Annotated in this window: 17 protein-coding genes; 1 reads left to right on the top strand and 16 read right to left on the bottom strand. The window is 55.3% G+C overall.

Translation table 11 applies throughout. From position 1 onward, the window contains the following. Window positions 1–281 precede the first annotated feature (281 nt). A complete protein-coding gene (locus LQ901_RS09230; RefSeq protein WP_010862171.1) occupies window positions 282–1,127 on the bottom strand; it encodes a MurR/RpiR family transcriptional regulator in 846 nt (281 codons plus the stop codon). Between the two features lie 306 nt (window positions 1,128–1,433). Here LQ901_RS09230 and LQ901_RS09235 point away from each other — a divergent pair, with 306 nt between their 5' ends. Further along, window positions 1,434–2,951, top strand: a complete 1,518-nt coding sequence (locus tag LQ901_RS09235) for a CoA-acylating methylmalonate-semialdehyde dehydrogenase (protein ID WP_152136008.1) — start codon at window positions 1,434–1,436, stop codon at window positions 2,949–2,951. A gap of 221 nt (window positions 2,952–3,172) precedes the next feature. Here LQ901_RS09235 and LQ901_RS09240 read toward each other — a convergent pair whose 3' ends face one another. The 15 genes from LQ901_RS09240 to fliO all read right to left on the bottom strand — a co-directional run bounded on the left by LQ901_RS09240 (window position 3,173) and on the right by fliO (window position 17,854). Beyond that, complete coding sequence (locus LQ901_RS09240; protein ID WP_081632795.1) at window positions 3,173–3,595, bottom strand: DUF2802 domain-containing protein; 423 nt, start codon at window positions 3,593–3,595, stop codon at window positions 3,173–3,175. After that, entirely contained in the window at window positions 3,595–4,083 is a 489-nt protein-coding gene (locus LQ901_RS09245) for a chemotaxis protein CheW (protein WP_010862174.1), read from the bottom strand. Before LQ901_RS09245 ends, LQ901_RS09240 begins: the two co-directional genes overlap by 1 nt. Before the next feature lie 17 nt (window positions 4,084–4,100). Then, window positions 4,101–5,234 carry a chemotaxis response regulator protein-glutamate methylesterase gene (locus tag LQ901_RS09250; RefSeq protein WP_010862175.1) on the bottom strand — a complete coding sequence of 378 codons (1,134 nt, stop codon included), beginning with the start codon at window positions 5,232–5,234 and terminating at the stop codon, window positions 4,101–4,103. An 80-nt stretch (window positions 5,235–5,314) separates the two neighbouring features. Next, complete coding sequence (locus tag LQ901_RS09255) at window positions 5,315–7,534, bottom strand: chemotaxis protein CheA (RefSeq protein ID WP_064977405.1); 2,220 nt, start codon at window positions 7,532–7,534, stop codon at window positions 5,315–5,317. Window positions 7,535–7,590: 56 nt separating this feature from the next. Further along, the gene (locus LQ901_RS09260) at window positions 7,591–8,316 is read right to left on the bottom strand and encodes a protein phosphatase CheZ (protein WP_010862178.1); all 726 of its coding nucleotides are present in this window, start codon (window positions 8,314–8,316) and stop codon (window positions 7,591–7,593) included. Between the two features lie 24 nt (window positions 8,317–8,340). Continuing rightward, window positions 8,341–8,724 (bottom strand): chemotaxis response regulator CheY, encoded by a 384-nt coding sequence (gene cheY, locus LQ901_RS09265; RefSeq protein ID WP_010862179.1) that lies wholly within the window; start codon window positions 8,722–8,724, stop codon window positions 8,341–8,343. 54 nt (window positions 8,725–8,778) lie between these two features. Further along, window positions 8,779–9,501 (bottom strand): RNA polymerase sigma factor FliA, encoded by a 723-nt coding sequence (locus tag LQ901_RS09270; protein ID WP_010862180.1) that lies wholly within the window; start codon window positions 9,499–9,501, stop codon window positions 8,779–8,781. Next, window positions 9,494–10,384, bottom strand: coding sequence for a MinD/ParA family protein (locus LQ901_RS09275; RefSeq protein ID WP_010862181.1), 891 nt, complete (start codon window positions 10,382–10,384; stop codon window positions 9,494–9,496). Before LQ901_RS09275 ends, LQ901_RS09270 begins: the two co-directional genes overlap by 8 nt. Further along, the gene (gene flhF, locus LQ901_RS09280; RefSeq protein ID WP_047708900.1) at window positions 10,377–11,957 is read right to left on the bottom strand and encodes a flagellar biosynthesis protein FlhF; all 1,581 of its coding nucleotides are present in this window, start codon (window positions 11,955–11,957) and stop codon (window positions 10,377–10,379) included. Before flhF ends, LQ901_RS09275 begins: the two co-directional genes overlap by 8 nt. An 18-nt stretch (window positions 11,958–11,975) precedes the next feature. After that, window positions 11,976–14,072, bottom strand: a complete 2,097-nt coding sequence (gene flhA / locus LQ901_RS09285) for a flagellar biosynthesis protein FlhA (protein WP_039045269.1) — start codon at window positions 14,070–14,072, stop codon at window positions 11,976–11,978. A gap of 193 nt (window positions 14,073–14,265) precedes the next feature. Continuing rightward, window positions 14,266–15,399: a flagellar biosynthesis protein FlhB gene (flhB, locus tag LQ901_RS09290; protein WP_010862184.1), complete on the bottom strand. Its 1,134-nt coding sequence runs from the start codon at window positions 15,397–15,399 to the stop codon at window positions 14,266–14,268. Between the two features lie 58 nt (window positions 15,400–15,457). Next, a complete protein-coding gene (fliR, locus tag LQ901_RS09295; protein ID WP_039045268.1) occupies window positions 15,458–16,252 on the bottom strand; it encodes a flagellar biosynthetic protein FliR in 795 nt (264 codons plus the stop codon). Beyond that, the gene (gene fliQ / locus LQ901_RS09300) at window positions 16,252–16,521 is read right to left on the bottom strand and encodes a flagellar biosynthesis protein FliQ (protein ID WP_047708894.1); all 270 of its coding nucleotides are present in this window, start codon (window positions 16,519–16,521) and stop codon (window positions 16,252–16,254) included. Before fliQ ends, fliR begins: the two co-directional genes overlap by 1 nt. 128 nt (window positions 16,522–16,649) lie before the next feature. After that, complete coding sequence (gene fliP, locus LQ901_RS09305; protein WP_152105654.1) at window positions 16,650–17,435, bottom strand: flagellar type III secretion system pore protein FliP; 786 nt, start codon at window positions 17,433–17,435, stop codon at window positions 16,650–16,652. After that, the gene (gene fliO / locus LQ901_RS09310) at window positions 17,435–17,854 is read right to left on the bottom strand and encodes a flagellar biosynthetic protein FliO (protein ID WP_010862188.1); all 420 of its coding nucleotides are present in this window, start codon (window positions 17,852–17,854) and stop codon (window positions 17,435–17,437) included. The genes fliP and fliO overlap by 1 nt, the downstream gene beginning before the upstream one ends. Window position 17,855: the final 1 nt, after the last annotated feature.

Genomic DNA, 17,855 nt, shown 5'->3' on the forward strand with positions numbered 1-17,855 from the left:
GCACACAGCCATCCACGCACGAAATCGAAAAAGACAGAAGACAGAAGACAGAAGACAGAAGACAGAAGACAGAAGACAGAAGACAGAAGACAGAAGACAGAAGACAGAAGACAGAAGACAGAAGACAGAAGAGTAACCCCGAGCCCAAACCACGCCCAGCGCAAACAGCACTCGCTAGCTCAAGACAAACAAAACAATGCCCGCGGTGCTAATAAATCGAAGAAGATCAGACCCCCACCGATGGTGAACACCACCGGCGAGGTAACATGCGATACGCTCACTTACAGCGAGGCGGCCACATCTTGGCCGGACGTTTGAAACGCCAACCCCACGGCCAGTGATTGCAGCAGACATAAGGTGGCAGATTGCGAGCGAAACGCGCCGACTTGCGCTTCTTTAACCACGAAACACACATCGCTCAGTGAGGCTAACGGACTGATTTGACTATCGGTGATCACAATTTGGCGCGCGCCGGTTTGGGAGGCCTTTTCACTGACCATCACCGTCTCCTCGGCATACGGCGTGAAGCTGATCGACAGCACCACATCCTCACGGCCCATCAGATTAAGCTGCTCCGCCAGCATGCCACCGAGGCCATCAAGCAACACCACCCGACGCTCCAGATGGCTCAAGGCATAGCGCAAATAGGCCGCCGCGCTGAACGAGCGGCGCAAACCGATGACATAAATGGTCTGTGCTTGCTCCAGCAGATCAACTGCCCGCTGCATTTCCTCTGCGGGAGTATGCACCACCAGCTGCTGCAATGCCTGCGCATTAGCACGAGCGAACTCTTGCAAAATATCGTGTGGCTGATCGGCGGCGCTAGCCCCTTCCATTTCCCGGAACAGACGTGCCCGCTCGGTGTAATTGGCGGTTTCCTTGACCAGATCTAGGCGAAATATCTGTTTCATTTCATTGAAACCGCTAAAGCCAAAGGTATTGGCAAACCGGATCAAGGTAGAAGGCGGCACATCGGCTTCTTTAGCAATCACCGCCACCGTCTGCATGGCCACGGTGTTTTTATTATCAATCACATACTTGGCAACCTGCTGCAGACGCTTACTCAGCTCTGCATAGCGGGCGCGGATTTGGTCTTGCAATTCGGCAAAATTCTTGGCACTGCTCACGCGAGTCTCCCCCGTTATATCCTTAGCTCTGCAGCGATGTTTACCGATGGCGAAACACCCTGATACCGCAGAAAAAGCGCGGACGCTGGTAATAAAGAATAGAATATCTGTTCTGTTATTCTATATCTATGAAAGATTTGAATAAATTAAGACACAAAAAAAAGCCGCCGCCTACCCTACTGTCTGCCGAACGGCATCGGGATCACAAAACAGAATAATGAAATCACTTTATGTTTAAATGAAATAAATATTTCACTATGCTTTTTGCATGACATCTTTGATCCTGCTGACAGAGAGAGAAACCGAATGGATATCGTACACAACTTTATCGGCGGCCAACTGACCGCGAGCCGCAGCGAACGTTTGGCCCCTGTGTTTAATCCGGCACTCGGTGAGCCGGTGCGGCAGGTCGCCCTCAGTACCGTGGCTGAAGTCGAACACGCGATCAGTGTCGCCGATGCCGCCTTCCCTACGTGGTCACGCACGCCACCACTGCGCCGTGCCCGCGTGATGTTCCGCTTTAAAGCCTTGCTCGAGCAGCACAAAGACCGGCTGGCACGCCTGATCTCAGAAGAGCACGGTAAGATCCTGTCCGACGCCCATGGCGAGTTGGTGCGCGGCTTAGAAGTGGTCGAATTTGCCTGCGGTATTCCGCATCTGCAAAAAGGCGAACACTCCGCCAATGTGGGAACCGGGGTCGATAGCCATTCACTGATGCAACCGCTCGGAGTATGTGCCGGGATCACGCCGTTTAACTTCCCTGCCATGGTGCCAATGTGGATGTTCCCGATTGCGCTGGCTACCGGCAATACCTTTATTCTCAAGCCCTCGGAAAAAGATCCGTCACTGGCGCTGGCACTGGCCGAACTGCTAAAAGAAGCCGGTCTGCCCGATGGCGTATTCAACGTAGTGAACGGCGATAAAGAAGCGGTGGATGTTCTGCTGACTGATCCGCGCATTCAAGCGGTGAGTTTTGTCGGTTCAACACCGATTGCCGAGTACATTTACTCGGTAGCCTCGGCGCACGGTAAACGCTGTCAGGCACTGGGCGGCGCGAAAAACCACTGTATCGTGATGCCAGATGCCGATCTGGATATGACGGTGAACGCCATTATGGGCGCAGCATTTGGCGCGGCGGGTGAACGCTGCATGGCGCTGTCGGTGGCGGTAGCGGTTGGAGATGATGTGGCCGATGCCCTGATCGCCGGCGTCAAAGCGCACATTGCCACGATGCGCGTCGGCCCAGGCATTTTACCGGCTGGTGAGCCCGAAAATGATATGGGACCGGTGATCTCCGCCCAGCACCGCGCATCTATCCTGCACTATATCGATTCGGGTGTAGAACAAGGGGCGACCTTGTGTGTCGATGGCCGAGCTTTTCAGGTCGCCGGTCATGAGCAGGGCTTTTTTGTCGGCCCAACCTTGTTTGATCGGGTCACGCCAGAGATGCGGATCTATCAAGAAGAGATCTTCGGGCCGGTGCTGTGCGTAGTGCGCGCCCCCGATTATCACACCGCGCTGGAGCTGATTAATCGTCACCAATACGGTAACGGCACCGCCATTTTCACCCGTGATGGCGAAACCGCACGTCAGTTTGGTGAGCAAGTGCAAGCGGGGATGGTCGGGATTAACGTGCCCATTCCAGTACCGATGGCATTCCACAGCTTTGGCGGCTGGAAGCGTTCAGTGTTTGGGCCATTGAATGTGCATGGCAGTGACGGCGTGCGTTTCTACACCCGCATGAAAACCATCACCAGCCGTTGGCCAGCGGGGGTGCGTTTGGAGCAACATAGCGGCACTTTCACCATGCCTACCCTCGAGTGATATAGGCTCGATCACGTGCCAGAGCGCCGGCAAGTCAGAGCCATGCGCAAGTAGCGGGATGAACACCCGCTCTAACACCCACAAAAAAGCCGGCAATGCCGGCTTTTTTTATCAATCGGGTTTCTTACCGCTTGCTGAGCGTACTCGTTGTTCACGTTCTCTGTTCATACTCTCTGTTCACACCAGCAATAGCCGATTGCTCAAAGAGGCTGACGAGCCGATTAGGTGCGGCGATTTTTCATCTGCCGCTGTAAGTTCAGCAGCAATTCCGCTTCGGCCTTAGGCAGCTCGCACTCTTGCATCAGCTCATCCAGACCGGCGCCCATTTCCGCCAACTTGGTGGCGCGGCTATACAGGCGATGCTCAGGATCGATATAGGTCACTTCATTCAGTTTGACACTAAACTGCTCCTGCTTATCCACCAGCTGATGCAGTTCATTTCCCAGACCGATAAAGCCGCCACGCAGCTCTTCTATACTTTTTCCGGTCGTATCAAACTGACGTCGGGCGGCCTTCAGCAATACTTCGCTGGCCTCAACCCGACGCAGAATGGTTTTATGTTGCCGCCACAGAGAAATCAGGCTCCACGCCAAACCGGCACAGACCACACTCAGTACCGCTACGGCAACCATTAATCCAATCATTACAGACCACTCAACTCATCCCACTCATCGTTGGTCAGTAATTTATTCAAATCTACCAGAATTAACAACTCTCCATCGCGGTTGGAGACGCCCTGAATGAAGCGCGAGCTCTCATCGGTGCCCACATTTGGCGTTTTGTCGATTTCTGATGCACGCAGGTAAACCACTTCTGCCACGCTGTCGACCAGAATACCGATCACTTGCTGTTCGGTTTCGATGATCACAATACGGGTATTGTCGGTTACATCACTTGGATACAGGCCAAAACGGGAGCGTGTATCAATCACGGTCACCACGTTACCGCGCAGGTTGATGATCCCCAGCACGTAAGAGGGCGCGCCCGGCACCGGAGCGATTTCGCTGTAACGCAGCACTTCACGCACCTGCATTACGTTAACCCCGTAGGTTTCTTCGCCCAGATTGAAGGTTACCCACTGTAATACTTTGTCGCGGCTTTCGCCGGTATCGACAGCACTGCTGCTATTCATTGCTGATTCCTTAATGATTATTCACAACCGACTTCAATCATGATCCGCTGGGCAACCCGCTCCAGTGGCAGGATTTCCGCGGCAATACCGGCTTTAACAATGGCCTGTGGCATACCGTATACCACGCAGCTCTCTTCATCCTGTGCCCAGATAGTTGCGCCCTGCTCATGCAGCAGTTTGGCGCCATCGCGACCATCGGCGCCCATACCGGTCAGCACAACCGCCAGAACTTTGTCACGATATTGACGGGCACACGAGGCAAAGGTGATATCCACGCACGGCTTGTAGTTCATGCGCTCACCGCCATCGAGGATCCGAATGCGCATCGCCCCCGGACGGCCATCCAGCACCATCTGCTTGCCACCCGGCGCCAGATAAGCGGTACCCGGTTGCACCACATCACCGTCTGCCGCTTCTTTGACGTTAATCTGACACAAGTTGTTCAGACGGCTGGCAAACGCCGCGGTAAAGGTCGCGGGCATGTGCTGGATCAGCAAAATTGGATGCGGGAAATTACCCGGCAATTTAGTCAGGATATTTTGCAGCGCAACCGGACCACCGGTTGAAGTGCCGATCGCCACCAACTGATACACCTTGCCACTACGGCGGGTATTCAGCGCCGCCGGACGCACCGGACGGTTCTCCGCAGCAGGCGCCGCGGCACGCAGCGGTGTCGCGCTGTTGCTGGTCGCTGGCGTGCGGCTCGCGCTCAAACTGCTGGTCGCTGGACGCTGACTGAGCAGAGGACGCACCCGATGACGAGAGATAGAGATCACCCGCTGTTGCAGCAAGGTAATCGCCTCTTCCCGATCGCGGGCGATATCTTCAAATTTCTTCGGCAGGAAATCGACGGCACCGGCGTCCAACGCATCCAGCGTGGCTTTGGCACCCTCATGGGTCAAAGAAGAGAACATCAGGATCGGCGTTGGCCGCACCCGCATAATTTCCCGTGCCGCATCAATGCCGTTCATCACCGGCATTTCGATGTCCATGGTGACGACATCAGGGCGCAACTGCTGCACTTTTTCGAGCGCTTCTTTGCCGTTGTTAGCGGTATCAATCACTTCCAGCTGTGGATGACTGTTCAGGATCTCACTGACACGGCGACGGAAAAATACCGAGTCATCAACAACTAATACTTTGATTCCCATTATCCCTCTACTTTTTTATCTCTTTTTTCGGGTCGTTATGACGGCAGGGATGAAGGCCAGCGCGCGCTGGCCCCAAGTCCTCAGCGATGGGTGTAATGTTTAAGCAGACCCGGTACATCCAGAATCAAAGCGATTCCGCCGTCACTGGTGATGGTGGCACCGGCCATGCCCGGCGTTCCTTGCAGGAATTTATCCAGCGCCTTAATCACCACTTCTTCCTGTCCGATCAGGGTATCGACCACAAAACCGATACGCTGATGGGCAATCTGAACAATCACCACATGGCCGAACTGCGGACGCTCCTGCTGGCATTCGCCGCGGGTTTTCGCCAGCCAGTCCTGTAAGTAAAACAGTGGGATGGCTTTGTTACGCACGATCACGGTCAACTGACCATCCACACAATTGGTTTTGCTCAGATCCAGATGGAAAATTTCATTCACGCTCGCCAGCGGCAGCGCGAAGGTTTGATTCGATACGCCAACCATCAGAGTTGGCAGGATAGCCAGCGTCAACGGCACTTTGATTTCCAAGCGGGTACCGCGCCCTTTGCTGGAATCAATGTGAATGGCACCGTTAAGTTTGGTGATACTGGTTTTCACCACGTCCATCCCCACGCCACGGCCGGAGATGTCGGAAATTTCTTTTTTGGTCGAGAAGCCCGGCGCAAAAATCAGCGCGTAGGCTTCATTGTCACTCAGGCGAGCGGCGGCATCGGCGTCCATCATGCCGCGATTAACGGCGATCCCACGCAGTTTTTCGGGATCCATCCCCGCGCCATCATCTTCGATGATCAGCAGGATATGGTCACCTTCTTGGGAAGCGGCCAGACGCACTTTACCTTGCGCCGGTTTACCCGCTTGTACGCGGACATCCGGCATTTCGATGCCGTGGTCCACCGCGTTACGCACCAAGTGCACCAACGGATCGGCCAGCGCTTCGACCAAGTTTTTATCCAGATCGGTGTCTTCCCCACTCAGCTCCAGTACCACCTCTTTTTTCAGGCTACGGGCCAAGTCGCGTACCACGCGCGGGAAGCGGCCAAATACCTTACGGATTGGCTGCATGCGGGTTTTCATCACGGCGCCTTGCAGATCAGCGGTCACCACATCGAGGTTGGCGCACGCTTTGGACATCTCTTCGTCATCGCTATTGATGCCAAGGCTGATCAGGCGGTTACGCACCAGTACCAGCTCGCCCACCATGTTCATGATGTCGTCGAGGGTCTTGGTATCCACGCGCAAAGTGGTTTCCGGTTGCACGGCGTTAGACGCTGGCGCTTTACTGGCCGCCGCAGCCACAGGGGCTGCTGGCGCACTTTCTTCCCGAGCCACATTCGGCACTGAGGCTGGTGCTGGGGTCGGTGCTGTTGCAACAGCGGCCGGCGCAGCTGGCGCTACCGGTGCAGCACTGGCGGATGCAGCTGGTAAACGGGTGACCGCAGGGCCTTTACCGGCACCGTGCAAATCATCGAGCAGACGCTCGAATTCGTCATCGGAGATTTCGTCACTGCTGGCCGTGGCCGGTGCGCGGGTGGCGGTAGCCGCAGGGCCTTTGCCAACACCGTGCAGGTCATCCAGCAGGCGTTCAAATTCGTCATCAGAGATGGCGTCGCTGCTCGCAGCAGGCGCGCTCTCGGTTGTTACTGCGGCCGGTGCCGCAGTGGCTGGTGCTAACGCTACTTCCGCTGACGCGCTCGGGCCTTTGCCTTCGCCGTGCAGGGCGTCGAGCAGGCGTTCAAACTCATCGTCGGAAATGTCGTCGATACCGAAGGTCTGTGGCGCAGCCGGTGGCTCGCTAGCCGCTTGCATTTGGGCCAGTGCATTCATTTCGGCCATCAGCAGCGCTTCGGCATCGGCAGCCGGAGCCACCGGTGCAGCGACAGGCTCTGGCACCACTTGCGGCGCGGCAGTCGGCTCTTCACACAGTTGGTGCAACGCTTCCAGCAGCTCAGGTGCCGCCGGTACCGGCTCTTCGCCGTTTTGCACTTGCTGGAACTGCGCCACCACGGTATCCAGTGCTTGTAAAATGACATCCATCAGCGCCGAGTCAATCTGTCGCTTACCGTTACGCAGAACGTCAAACACATTTTCAGCGCCGTGACAGGTGTCAACCAGTGATGTCAGGGACAGGAAACCTGCACCCCCTTTGACCGTATGAAAGCCGCGGAAGATGGCATTCAGCAGGTCTTTGTCATTCGGCTGTTGTTCCAGCTCTACCAGCTGCTCTGACAGACGCTCGATGATCTCACCGGCTTCAATCAGAAAATCCTGCAGAATGTCTTCGTCTAGTTCAAAACTCATCACTTGCCCCTGAAAATGATTCTGAATATCTAATAAGCGACGGATTGACGCCGGGCTTAAAAGCCTAAGCTAGAGAGCAGATCGTCCACGTCATCCTGACTTTGAACCACATCTGCGCGTTTTTCGCGATCATGGATCGGGCCTTCAGCACAAATGGCCTGCGCGCGCAGATCTTGCTCTTGCAACGGATTCTCGACCTCAGTCATCCCGAACGACTTCATGATGTTGATCAGGTGCTCTTCCACCTCCCCCACCAGCCCAGTCACTCGACGGATAATCTGGCCGGTCAGATCCTGGAAGTCTTGCGACATCAAGATTTCGGTCAGCTGGCTACGCAACTGATCGCTTTGCTGTTCGGTCGACTTGAGGAATTCATCCAGCTCCAGACACAGAGACTTAAATTCCCCCAGCTCCATTTCGCGGTTAAACAGCTTCTGCCACACCGGTAAAATGGCACCGGTTCGCTCCGCCAAGCTGTCCGCAATGGGGAACGCCGCATCGACCGCATCCATGGTGCGGTTGGCCGCCGTTTCGGTCATGCTAACCACGTAATTCAAGCGGCCTTGCGCATCCGGCAAATCCTGCTGGGTCAGTTGCGACAGGCGTGGGTCTAATCTGAATTCTGACAGGCCGCTGTGCAGTACCCGCGTCACTTTGCCCACTTCATTGAACAGGGTGTTATAGCTTTGCGACGCTAACATCTGGACGATCTGGTTGGCTTCTTCCTGCTGACCATTTTCCAGCAGTGCCACCAGCTCTTTGGCTTGTTCGAGCGTGATCATGGGATCTCTTCCGTTCAGTGGGGATTACTGGATCCGCACGAAAATTTTGTCTAGTTTCTCTTTCAAGGTCGCAGCAGTGAACGGTTTAACGATGTAACCGTTAACGCCCGCTTGCGCCGCTTCGATAATCTGTTCACGCTTGGCTTCTGCGGTCACCATCAATACCGGCAGATGCTTGAGATCGGCATCGGCGCGGATGGTTTTCAGCAGGTCAATACCCTGCATACCCGGCATGTTCCAGTCGGTTACGACAAAATCAAAATCGCCGTTGCGCAGCATTGGTAAGGCGGTAGTACCGTCATCCGCTTCATGGGTATTGTTAAATCCCAGATCGCGCAGCAGGTTCTTAATGATGCGTCTCATCGTAGAGAAGTCGTCAACGATAAGGATTTTGATATCTTTGTCCAAAGTAGCCTCCAATGAGGTGTAGTGCTCAATTGAGTGAATAAAACGTGCCGCTTCTTATACGGCTGACCAAGCATGCAGCTTGGCCCGCAGACGGTGCATCGTCTGACTCAGAATCTGGCTGATCCGCGATTCGCTTACGCCAAGTACGGCGCCAATTTCTTTTAAATTCAATTCTTCATCGTAATACAGTGACAACACCAAGGCTTCGCGCTCCGGCAGGCTGCGAATGGCATCGGCCAGCGCCTGCTGGAAGTTGTCATTTTCTACGCCTTGAAACGGTAAATCGTCGTGACGGGCTTCTGGCGCAAACGCCACATCCTCGGGCACGCCGAGGTCATCAAAGCCAATCACTTTACCGCCGTTCACGTCTTGCAGCATGTGGTGGTACTCATCCAGTGAGACCTCCATATACGCGGCCACTTCGTGATCACGCGGATCGCGACCGAGCTGTTTTTCTAAATTTTCGATCGCTTCCGTAATGCTGCGACTGTTGCGGTGAACAGAGCGCGGGATCCAGTCGCCACGTCGGATCTCATCCAACATCGCGCCGCGGATCCGAATGCCGGCATAGGTTTCAAAACTGGCCCCTTTGCTGGCATCGTAATTTTGCTGAGCTTCCAGCAGGCCAATCATGCCGGCCTGAACCAGATCTTCGAGCAGTACACTCGGTGGCAAGCGCCCCATCAGATGGCAGGCTATACGCTTCACCAGCGGAACATGGCGCATCAGCAGGCTGTTGCGATCCTGACATTGGCTGTAAGCCAGGGCTTTACTCACGACACTCTTCCTCCCGTATCATGACGGGACGGCGCAATAAGCGCTCGACGAAAAACTCGAGATGTCCTGTCGGGTGGTTCGGTGCCGGCCAACTGCTGGCGCGCTGGGCCAAGGTGTTCAAGGCCAACGCAGCCGGCGATTGCGGGTACGCATCCACCACCACTTTTTGCTTACGCACCGCCAACCGGACATGTTCATCCAGCGGGATGCAGGCCACCAGCTCTAAGCTGGCATCCAGAAAACGGTCAGTGACCCGACTCAGTTTGCTGAATAAATCTAAGCCTTCGCGGTAACTGCGCACCATGTTGGCGACAATCTTAAACCGGGTCAGGCCATGCTGACGGTTGAGCACCTTCATCAGGGCATATGCATCAGCAATTGAGGTCGGCTCGTCACACACGGTAACCAGCACGTCTTGCGCCGCGCGCGAGAAGCTCATCACCATGTCAGAGATCCCTGCCGCGGTATCAATCAGCAGTACATCGACCTGATCTTGCAGCGAGCTAAACGCGCGGATCAAACCGGCGTGCTGCGCCTCCGACAAATCGGTCATCGATTGGGTACCCGGCGATGCGGGGATCACCTTCAGGCCGTATGGCCCTTCCACGATGATATCTTCCAGATCGCACAAACCTGCCAGCACATGTGACAGGTTACGCCCCACTCGGATCCCGAGCAGCAGATCGACATTAGCCAGACTTAAGTCGGCATCAAAAATCATTACCCGCAGTCCTTTACGGGCCATAGCTACCGCCATGTTTAAGGTGATGTTGCTTTTCCCTACACCACCTTTACCACCAGTAACGGCGATAACCTTGGTTTTGGCCGGCTGTACCAGACTTCGTAAACCGCTGGCTTGATCATTTAAAACTGCATTACTCATAGAGGTCCGCTGCCTGAGGCTGAGCACGCTCGCTCGTCCAAAAATGCTGTACAGAGATGTCCTTATCCAACAATTCTGCCGCCCGTTTCACTAAGTTCTCCCGACTGGCAATACGGATATCTTCTGGCACCCGCTGCCCGTCAGTGATGTAACTGATAGGTAAGGCGTTTTGAATCGTAACGCTCATTACCTCTCCCAAACTTAAGCTCTCATCCAGCTTGGTTAAAATGGTGCCGGAGAGGGGGATGCGCCGAAAATGTTCCACCGTTTCTTGCAGCACACTGCGCTGCGCGGTGGCCGGTAATACCAGCAGGCTCCGGATACGTTCGCCTTGGGTCTGCATCAGCGTGTTCAGCTGTTCTGTCAGGCGCAAATCGCGCTGACCCATACCGGCCGTATCCAGCAGGACAAAGTGTTTATGCCGCAGCTGATATAATACAGCGGCCAGTTCGTCCGCATCTTTAGCCGCCCGCACCGGACAGCCTAAAATTCGTCCATAGGTGGCCAATTGTTCATGGGCACCAATACGGTAGGAGTCGGTGGTCACCAAGGCGATATGCTCCGCGCCGTACTCCATGGCATAGCGCGCTGCCAGCTTGGCGATGGTGGTGGTTTTACCCACCCCAGTCGGGCCAACCAGCGCAACCACGCCGCCGCGGCTGAGCAAATTGTCATCCGAAATCATCAGCTGATCGGTCAGCAGCTCCAGCACCAACGACCACGCTTGCGTTAATTCGGTCTTTTCTGGGATATAACCCACCAGCTGTTCCGCCAGATTATCGGGAAAACCCATCTTCAGCAGACGGTCAATCAGCATGGCGCGTACCGGCTCTTTGCGCTCCATCTCCTGCCACATCAGATTCGAGACCTGATGCTCCAGCAACCGGCGGATAGACTGCATCTCACTGCGCATCTGCTCAAGGGCGCGCTGATTTTCTTGTGAGCGTGAGCGCGGGCGCGATTCGGTATTGGAAAGTGGATCAAGGTTGGCGTAGCGCGCGCCACCGTTCACCGGCGCATCAGTACTCGCCTGACGGCTCGCATCATGGCGCGACGCGCTGCCTACCGCGCCTTGGCCAGCGTTGCTGCCAAGCGAATTAGGCATCCCCGCCGCCTGACTTTGGCTATCCGGTCGGCCTTCTTGGCGAAAACGCTGCTGGCGATCCAGCAAGGCGCTCAGGGAATCAGCCGGCGCGTCGTCTTGCTCACGACCACGGGCATAAAACGATGGCAAGGATGACGGCGCGCTGTCCGCGGCTGGCGCGCGATTATTCGCTGGCGCATAGCCAAAACCCGGCTGCGCAGACGTTGCGACCGGCTTAAGCCCCTTGCCCTCTTCCATCAGTCGCTTGCGCGCAGCGGTCAGCTGGCTAACCAGCTCACGCTTGATGGCTTCATTGTCATCCTGCCGGCTGACCGGCGCGGCGGAAGCGGCGTCATCAAACGCGGCTACAATCTCAACCCCGCCTGCCACTTTCTTATTGGACATGATGACGGCATCCGGACCCAGATGCTCTTTCACCTGCTCCAGTGCTTCGCGCATGTCTTTGGCAAAAAAACGTTTGATCTTCAACACTGACCCCTGACGGTTTTATCGCCCGACTGAATTAACGATTCGAATTTGTTTATCATCCGGTACTTCCTGATAAGAAAGCACCCGTAAGCTTGGTATCGCGTTTTTCACAAAACGCGCCATGGTGGAGCGCAGTACCCCGGATGTCAGCAGTACCGCAGGTTCACCCTGCAGTTCCTGATCTTGCGCCGCCTGCAGCAGAGATTGTTGCAAACGTTCAGCCAAGCCCGGCTCAATGCCACCGGCATCGCCGCCCGCCGCCTGCATCGTTTTATGCAACATCTGTTCCAGCTCAGGGGCCAAGGTAATCACCGGCAATTCGCCCGCATTACCGTTAATCTCCTGCACAATCATGCGGCGCAACGCAATACGTACCGCAGCCGTCAGCACATCCGGATCTTGGCTACGCGGCGCATATTCGGTCAGGGTTTGTACGATGGTGCGGATATCGCGCACTGGTATGGCTTCGCTCAGCAGGTTTTGCAGCACTTTGACCACGGTACCCAGCGGCAGAGTCTCCGGCGTGAAGTTCTCCACCAGTTTCGGTGCACTGCGCGACAGCATCTGCAGCAGATTTTGCACTTCTTCGTGACCAATCAGCTGCGAGGCGTTGTTGATCAACACCTGACTGATGTGGGTGGCCACCACCGTGGCCGCATCCACCACGGTGTAACCCAAGGCTTGCGCATGTTCACGCTGCTCTGGGGCTATCCACACCGCTTCCAGGCCAAAGGCCGGATCACGGGTTGCCTGACCATCAATGGGGCCAAAAACCTGACCGGGATTGATAGCCAGCTCACAGTCGTGACGGATTTCCGCCTCACCGTAATTCACGCCCATTAACACGATGCGATAGGTGCTCGGTTGCAGCTCAAGGTTGTCGCGAATGTGTACAGAAGGCAGCAAAAAGCCCAAGTCTTGCGACAGCTTCTTACGCACCCCTTTGATCCGCTCTAACAGCTCACCGTTTTGGCTGCGATCCACCAGTGGGATCAGGCGATAGCCCACTTCCAGCCCGATGATGTCTATCGGCTGTACGTCATCCCATGACAGCTCGCGCAACGGCGCAGGCAAGGCTTCGGTCGGCGCGTCGGCTTGCTCTTTTTCCTGCACCGCCCGTTTTTTCTGCTGCTCCAGTTTCCAGTACACCAAACCGGCACAGGCCAACGCCAAGGACAAAAACGCAATGTGCGGCATGCCCGGCACAATCCCCATCACGAACAGAATGCCGGTGGCAATCATTAAGGATTTCGGGTTGCCGGTCATTTGCTGCACCAGCTGCTCGCCCATGTTCTCGGAGCGGTTCTGACGGGTCACCATGATGGCCGCCGCGATAGACAGCAGCAGCGACGGGATTTGCGCTACCAGACCATCACCGATGGTCAGCAGGGTGTAGATAGACAATGCTTCACCGGCGGACAATCCATGCTGGATCATGCCGATGAAAAAACCACCGATGATGTTGATAAACAGGATCAGAATACCCGCGATGGCATCGCCTTTAACGAATTTGGAGGCGCCGTCCATGGAGCCGTAGAAGTCGGCTTCGCGGGTCACTTCTTCACGGCGGGAGCGGGCTTGTTCTTGGTCAATCAGACCGGCGTTCAGGTCGGCGTCAATCGCCATTTGTTTGCCGGGCATCGCATCGAGGGTAAAGCGGGCGCTCACCTCGGAGATACGGCCTGCACCTTTGGTAACGACCATGAAGTTGATGATCATCAAGATGACGAACACCACAATACCCACCGCGTAGTTACCGCCAATCACCACGTTACCGAACGCTTCGATCACCTTACCGGCCGCTTCCGGGCCGTTATGACCTTCCAGCAACACCACGCGGGTCGAGGCCACGTTCAGCGCCAAGCGCAATAACGTGGCAATCAGCAGCACCGTAGGGAACGCCGCGAAATCCACTGGTCGCAAGGAGTACACCGACACCATCAGCACCACCAGTGCCAACGCGATGTTGAAGGTAAACGCGATATCCAGCAGCATGGCTGGCATCGGTAGCACCACCATGGCCAGCGCCGCCAGCACCAGAAGCGGGGTACCGAGTCCGCGCAGCAGTTGTGTTTTATCCGATGGCAGTTTGCCCAATACCGCTTGGAGATTCATGAACAGCAGACCTGATCGTGCACTAAATTTTAGTTCAGCCGCCGTATCTTGCTGCCAGACGCACGCTAACTCGCGTTTTGCGAGCAGCGGCGCGTCTAAAAATCACACAAAACAGTGCGCTATCTCATTGAAGCGACGATAAATTGGCTGAACACCGTCAATATCTTGGTTTAAAGCAATATGAGTGCCAAGATTAACGGCGCAGATCGTCCGGAATTGGGAGCTCGTCCGGCAACGGAATTGGCCGACGGAAGGTTTTGCCCTTGCGGTATTGTTGCAGCTGGAATACGTAAGCCAGCACCTGCGCAACGGCCATAAACAGGCCATCGGGGATCGGCTGCTCCAACTCGGCGCTGTGGTACAACGCCCGCGCCAGAGGGGGCGCTGGGACTATCGGAATATCGTGAGCATTAGCAATTTCTCGGATCTTCATCGCCGTGAAGTCGACCCCTTTGGCTACCACCACCGGCGCTTTATCGACATCACGCTGATAGCGCAGCGCCACCGAAAAGTGCTCAGGGTTGGTGATGATCACGTCTGCCGATGGCACTTCGCCCATCATCCGGCGGCTGGCCATCTCACGTTGTAACTGACGAATGCGCCCTTTGATGTGCGGGTTACCTTCGCTGTTTTTGTATTCTTCCTTCACTTCCTGCTTGGTCATCATCAGCTTTTGGCTGTGATTCCACAGCTGATATGGAATATCAATCGCCGCCACCAAAATCAGGGTACAACTGAGCAGCAGAACAAACCACAGTAGTGAATCCACCGCATGGAAAATGTTGCGCGGGAAGGCTTCCAAGCTAAGCTGCGCCAAATCATTGCGCGTATTGAGCAGCAAGCGCCAGGTCACCACACCAATGAGCAAGATCTTAAGAATGGATTTACCCAGTTCAACCCAACTTTGCAGACCAAACATCCGCTTAATGCCAGACATTGGGTTCAATTTGTTGAACTTTGGCTGCATCGCCTCAACCGAGAAGTTAAAGCCGCCGATTAGCGATGCGCCCAACACCGAGGCGACAAACAGCAGCAGCAAAATCATCGCCAGTGACGGTAAAATATTCAGCAGCGCTTTACAGGCAATGGTAAGCAGCGCATCAGAATCGAACACTTCATCGCGGGTAAAGCTGAACAAACGGTGCATCAGGCGCGCCAACGCCATGGCGAGGTTCTGACCAAACCACAATAGCGCCACCGAGCCCATCACCAGCACGATCACCGTGGCAAACTCGCGCGAACGCGCAACCTGACCTTTTTTCCGGGCGTCTTCTAAACGCTTAGACGACGCCTGTTCCGTGCGTTCTTGGCCGTCGGACTCCGCCATCAGGCGCCTCCTTTACGGTTACGAGTACCAGCAGTGTACTGCGGCAAGCAGGTCAGCATTACAAACCATCCCCACAGGTCATGTGCAACAAGGTACACATATCATCCAGTGCCACGCGCCAATAAATATCATAGTGACGCGGGAAGGCAGACAGCAGATACCAGAGGGAGAACAAGCCGCACAGCAAAATCAGACCAAAGCCGAGGCTGTAAACGTTAAGCTGCGGTGCGGCGCGGTTCATGATCCCCATCGCGATGTTGACGGTCAGCAGCGAGATAATCGCCGACAGCGACATACTCACCGAGCCGAGAAACAAAATGCCAAACCACTGACTCAGCAGATGGTAGCCGCCAGCGGTAATGCCGGTTTCCCCCACCGGTAAGGTGGTAAAACTGCGCACCAGCATCTCAATCATGATCAAATGACCATCGAGCAGCAAAAACACCAGCAGCGTCAGCATCATATAAATCTGACCCAGCAGCGGCGTATTCTGACCACTGGCCGGATCGACCATTGAGGCAAAACCGAGGCTCGATTGCATACTCACCACCTGCCCCAGCATCACAAAGATCTGGGTCAGAAACTGCGAGATCATGCCAATCGCCACGCCAATTAAGATCTGTTGCGCGGTGATCAGCGCACTGTGTAGGCTAAACAGCTCAATGCCTTGCGGCATGGCGGGAATGGAGGGCAATGACGCCAGCGTTACCGCTACCGCCAACAGCAAACGCACCCGCGCAGGCACGAACGCCGCGCCAATGGCGGTCATGGTCATCAGCATGCTGCTGATACGGGCAAACGGCCACAAGAAACTGGCCCAAAACTGCATGATATTGCCCGATAACCAATCCATCAGCGGATCACCCGAGGGATGTCATCAATCATGGCGTAAAAGAAATCCATCAGCTGACCGGTCATCCAGTGGCCGAGGAAAATCAGCGCCAAAATGGTCACTACCAGACGCGGTAAGAAGCTCAAGGTCTGTTCGTTGATCGAGGTGGCAGCCTGAAATACCGCCACCACCAGACCAATCAGCAACCCCGGCACCATGATGGCCGACACCATCACCAGTACCTGATAGAGCGCATGCTGGAAGATTTCTACAAAGGCTTCGGGAGACACCTGCGGTTCCTTGTTCTATGCAGCCACACGTCGATAACGCATGAAATTAATGAGTAAGATGCACTGAGACGCCACACGGCAGCTTGTACATGCTGCAACCGCACGCACAAGTTACATGCTAAACCGCGCTACATACCAAAACTGCCAGCCAAGGTGCCTAAGACCAGATTCCAGCCATCCACCAGCACAAACAGCATCAGCTTAAATGGCAACGACACGATCATCGGCGACAGCATCATCATACCCATCGCCATCAACACACTGGCGACCACCAAGTCGATAATCAAAAACGGCAGGAACAGCATAAAGCCAATCTGGAACGCAGTTTTCAGCTCACTAGTCACAAACGCTGGGATCAGCACGGTCATGCTGACCTGCTCCGGTGATTGCACCTTGTGACCGGATAAGCGCACAAAAGTGGCTAAATCGGTTTCGCGGGTCTGTCCCAGCATAAAGGCATGCAGGGGCTTCTGAGCGCGGGTAATGGCCTCTTGGGCACTCACCTCTTCGCGCATATAAGGCTGCAAGGCATCTTGGTTGATCTTGTCCAGTACTGGCGACATCACAAACAAGGTCATGAACAAGGTTATGCCAATCAAAATCTGGTTAGACGGGCTTTGTTGCAGACCAATGGCTTGGCGCAAAATCGACAGCACCACAATAATGCGGGTAAACGAGGTCATCATGATGACAATGGCTGGCAAGAAGCTCAGCATGGTCATCAGGATCAACACCTGCAGCGATACCGAATAATCGGTGCCACCACCTGGGTTATCGTTCATGGTGATGGCCGGAATGCCGGTTCCCGCCGCCCATACCCCGGCCGGTAACAGCAACAACAACGGCAAGACAATATACAGCGAACGCTGCAACGTAGCCCGTAAGCTACGCAAGCGAGAAAAGGTCGGGAACATCAGTGAGCAGACTCGTTATCAGAAGCAGACGCAGCGGACTTGGCCGCCGACTTGCGTTTTTCCAGCAGGGCATTGAGCTGCTGCTGAAAGCCCGATGGCGGATTGGCGTGATTTTCCGGCGCGTCGCCCAACTCTTTGAGCAGGCTGATACTTTGCGGCGTCACCCCCAGCAATAAACGCTGGCCTTCGACATTCACCACCATCAACCTCTCGCGCTGACCGAGCGCCTGTTGCTGCTCGACGCGCATATTGCCATGCCCGTTAAACGGCAATCGCATACGCTTGGCGACCCAGCCCAATCCAACAATCAGACCCAGCACCAGCAGCAGTGACATCAGCGCCATGCCGATATTCATGTCCGGCTGGGCAGACCAAGCCGGTAACGGCAGCAACGCGGCTGCCGGTAAAAGACGTTTCATG

It is taken from the genome of Plesiomonas sp. PI-19, from assembly GCF_021368255.1.
GTDB lineage: Bacteria > Pseudomonadota > Gammaproteobacteria > Enterobacterales > CAMTGL01 > Plesiomonas > Plesiomonas shigelloides.

Coding starts and splice junctions, on each gene's coding strand:
- LQ901_RS09245 (WP_010862174.1), bottom strand. CDS start 4,083: ATGAATAGCAGCAGTGCTGTCGATACCGGCGAAAGCCGCGACAAAGTA.
- LQ901_RS09255 (WP_064977405.1), bottom strand. CDS start 7,534: ATGAGTTTTGAACTAGACGAAGACATTCTGCAGGATTTTCTGATTGAA.
- LQ901_RS09260 (WP_010862178.1), bottom strand. CDS start 8,316: ATGATCACGCTCGAACAAGCCAAAGAGCTGGTGGCACTGCTGGAAAAT.
- fliO (WP_010862188.1), bottom strand. CDS start 17,854: ATGAAACGTCTTTTACCGGCAGCCGCGTTGCTGCCGTTACCGGCTTGG.
- LQ901_RS09250 (WP_010862175.1), bottom strand. CDS start 5,234: ATGGGAATCAAAGTATTAGTTGTTGATGACTCGGTATTTTTCCGTCGC.
- LQ901_RS09275 (WP_010862181.1), bottom strand. CDS start 10,384: ATGAGTAATGCAGTTTTAAATGATCAAGCCAGCGGTTTACGAAGTCTG.
- LQ901_RS09240 (WP_081632795.1), bottom strand. CDS start 3,595: ATGATTGGATTAATGGTTGCCGTAGCGGTACTGAGTGTGGTCTGTGCC.
- LQ901_RS09235 (WP_152136008.1), top strand. CDS start 1,434: ATGGATATCGTACACAACTTTATCGGCGGCCAACTGACCGCGAGCCGC.
- fliR (WP_039045268.1), bottom strand. CDS start 16,252: ATGGATTGGTTATCGGGCAATATCATGCAGTTTTGGGCCAGTTTCTTG.
- fliP (WP_152105654.1), bottom strand. CDS start 17,435: ATGTTCCCGACCTTTTCTCGCTTGCGTAGCTTACGGGCTACGTTGCAG.
- flhB (WP_010862184.1), bottom strand. CDS start 15,399: ATGGCGGAGTCCGACGGCCAAGAACGCACGGAACAGGCGTCGTCTAAG.
- flhA (WP_039045269.1), bottom strand. CDS start 14,072: ATGAATCTCCAAGCGGTATTGGGCAAACTGCCATCGGATAAAACACAA.